General features: G+C 72.6%; 3 protein-coding genes. All 3 read right to left on the reverse strand.

Translation table 11 applies throughout. The features are described from left to right. Positions 1 to 243: 243 nt before the first annotated feature. Entirely contained in the window at positions 244 to 1,014 is a 771-nt protein-coding gene (locus AAC134_RS23680; RefSeq protein WP_339952253.1) for a 3-hydroxyacyl-CoA dehydrogenase, read from the reverse strand. A gap of 46 nt (positions 1,015 to 1,060) precedes the next feature. Continuing rightward, the gene (locus AAC134_RS23685; protein WP_339952255.1) at positions 1,061 to 1,462 is read right to left on the reverse strand and encodes a rhodanese-like domain-containing protein; all 402 of its coding nucleotides are present in this window, start codon (positions 1,460 to 1,462) and stop codon (positions 1,061 to 1,063) included. A 320-nt stretch (positions 1,463 to 1,782) separates the two neighbouring features. Continuing rightward, complete coding sequence (locus tag AAC134_RS23690; protein ID WP_339952257.1) at positions 1,783 to 2,973, reverse strand: acetyl-CoA C-acyltransferase; 1,191 nt, start codon at positions 2,971 to 2,973, stop codon at positions 1,783 to 1,785. Positions 2,974 to 3,137: the final 164 nt, after the last annotated feature.

Here is a 3,137-nt window from a genome sequence, read left to right on the forward strand (position 1 = left end):
GCTCAGGCATCAACAGCGACGGACGGCTTCGGAGGACAGGCGCGGCCTCTGTTCTTGGGTGAGTCAGGAGCTCCGCCGGAGGCCCCCCCTGCCCGCCCCTCGCCCCGCCAGCCCCGGGCGCCCCGCAGCCAAGCCCGCCCGCAGGGCGCCTGTAGACCGCTCCCCCCAAGACGAAGACGCCGCCCCGAAGGACGGCGCCCTGCCACGTCTTGATCGCCCCGGACCGGGCCCGGGACCCGCGCCTTACTTCGGCGCCATGCGGATCGCGCCGTCGAGGCGGATGGTCTCGCCGTTCAGCATCGAGTTCTCGATGATATGCGCCGCGGTCATCGCGTATTCCTTGGGATCGCCCAGGCGCGAGGGGAACGGCACCTGCGCGCCCAGCGACTTGCGGGCCTCCTCGCGCAGGCCCATCAGCAGCGGCGTCAGGAACAGCCCCGGCGCGATGGTGCACACCCGGATCCCCGAGCGCGCCAGGTCGCGGGCCATCGGCAGGGTCATGCCCACCACGCCGCCCTTGGAGGCCGAATAGCACAGCTGCCCGATCTGCCCCTCGAAAGCCGCGACCGAGGCGGTGTTGATGATCACCCCGCGCTCGCCGTCGTCGTCGAGCGGCTCGGCCGCGGCCATGCCGGCGGCCGCCTGCGAGGCGACGTTGAAGGTCCCGAACAGGTTGACCTTGATGATCTTCATGAAGTGGTCGGGGTGCAGCGGATTGCCGTCCCGGTCCACGGTCTTGGCGGCCCCGCCGATGCCCGCGCAGTTGATCGCGATGCGCTCCTGGCCGTGCGCCTCGCGGGCCCTGGCCAGACCCGCCTTCACCGCCTCGGGATCCGAGACGTCGGTCTTCACATAGAGGCCGCCGATCTCGGACGAGACCTTCTCGCCCTTCTCGTCGTTCATGTCGAACAGGGTCACCTTGACGCCGGCCTCGGCCAGCCGGCGGGCGCAGGCCTCGCCAAGACCCGAGGCGCCGCCGGTGATCACGGCGGAAAGTCCGCTCTGGAGCTTCATGTCTCTCTCCCGATGAAGTTTCGTGTGGGGGGGGCCGCGGGCGCGCTCAGCGCTCCTTCGGCTTGATCTCCTCGACCGGGCCGCCGGCTTTCTTCCAGCCGCCGAAACCGGTCTCGATATGGGCGACCGGGCTCAGGCCCATGTCCTGGGCGATCTTGGTCGCCAGCGCCGAGCGCATGCCGCCCGCGCAATAGAGGACGAAGGTGTTCCCGGTCTGGAACTCCTCCTTCGCATAGGGCGAGGTCGGGTCGATCCAGAACTCCAGCATCCCGCGCGGGACGTGCCAGGCGCCGGGGATGGCCCCGTCGCGCCAGCGCTCGCGCACGTCGCGGATGTCGACGAAGGTGACGCCCTCGGCGCCAAGCATCTCGATGGCCTTCTCGGCGGGGATCACCGTCAGCTCCGCGTTGGCGGCGGCGACCATCTCCCTGGTGCTCTTGATGGGCATGAGCGTCTCCCCTGCGCTGGCCGGCCTTGTGCGGGACTCGCGCGCCGGCGTCGGTTCACCGGATGGTTAAGGCCCCTGCCGGGCAAGAGCAAGCCGGTCGGCAGGTGAATTCGCGCGGCGTAACCGCGCCTGAATAGGCCCCCGCCCCGCCTCGCGCCTCGTCGGTCCCGCCGAGGGAAGCGCCGCGACCGAGGTCGCGCCTGCAAGACGGTCTCGCCCGCGGCGCGAGGCCGGCGCGGCGCCGCGTGGCGGGCGGGCGCGGGACGCGGGCGGCGGTTCCGGGCGGCGGGCGGGCTCGCCGGCCGCCGCCCGGGGGCGCCTCAGCCCAGCTGCAGCGCCAGCGCCGTGCCCTCGCCGCCGCCGATGCAGATGCCGGCCATGCCGCGTTTCAGGCCGCGCGCCTCCAGCGCATGGATCAGCGTCACCAGGATCCGCGCCCCCGAGGCGCCGATCGGATGGCCCAGCGCGCAGGCCCCGCCGTTGACGTTCAGCTTCTCGCGCGGGATGCCCAGATCGACCTCGGCGGCCATCGGCACCACCGCGAAGGCCTCGTTGACCTCCCACAGGTCGACGTCGTCCATCCCCCAGCCCACCCGCGCCATCAGCGCCTTCATCGCCGGCCCCGGCGCGGTCGAGAACCAGGCCGGCGCCTGCGCATGGCTGGCGTGCCCCAGGATCGTGGCCTTGATCGTCAGCCCCAGCCGCTCGGCCTCCGAGCGGCGCATCATCGCCAGCGCCGCCGCCCCGTCGGAGATCGAGGAGCTGTTGGCCGGCGTCACCGTGCCGTCCTTGCGGAAGGCGGGCTTGAGGGTGGGGATCTTGTCGGGCCGCGCGTTGCGGGGCTGCTCGTCGGTGGCCACCTCGACCTCGCCCTTGCGGGTGCGCAGGGTCACCGCAGCGACCTCGGCGTCGAACTCGCCCGAGGTCTGCGCCCGCAGCGCCTCGGACAGGCTGCGGAGCGCATATTCGTCCTGCGCCTCGCGGGTGAACTGGAACTTCTCGGCGCAGTCCTCGGCGAAGGTCCCCATCAGGCGGCCCTTGTCGTAGGCGTCCTCGAGCCCGTCGAGAAACATGTGATCCTTGACCTCCGCATGCCCCAGCCGCGCGCCGCCGCGCATCTTGGGCAGCAGGTAGGGGGCGTTGGACATGCTCTCCATCCCGCCCGCAACCATCACGCTCTGCGAGCCGGCCAGCAGCTGGTCATGGGCCATCATCACGGTGCGCATCCCCGAGCCGCACATCTTGTTGAGCGTCGAGGCCGGCACCCCCTCGCCCAGCCCCGCAGCAAAGCCGGCCTGGCGCGCGGGCGCCTGCCCCTGCCCCGCGGGCAGCACGCAGCCCATCAGCAGCTCGCCGACCTGGGCCGCCTCGACCCCGCCCCGCTCGAGCGCGGCGCGGATCGCGACCCCGCCCAGCTCCGCGGCGGTGGCCCCGGCAAGCTCCCCCTGGAAGCCTCCCATGGGGGTGCGCGCGGCGCCGACGACGACGACGGGATCTTCGGAGATGGACATGGCTTCGGCCTCCCGGAGTTTCTTTCTGGCCCCGGACTCTGGAGCACCCCCGTCGCCCCCGCAACCTCCCCCGCGCCGCGCCCGGGCGCCCCCTCCGCCCCCCCTCGGCAAGCGCCTGTTCTCCGGAGCCGTCTCTCGCGGATGCCGATCAGAGCGACTCGCCC

It is taken from the genome of uncultured Albimonas sp. (assembly GCF_963977235.1).
Classification (GTDB): Bacteria; Pseudomonadota; Alphaproteobacteria; order Rhodobacterales; family Rhodobacteraceae; genus Albimonas.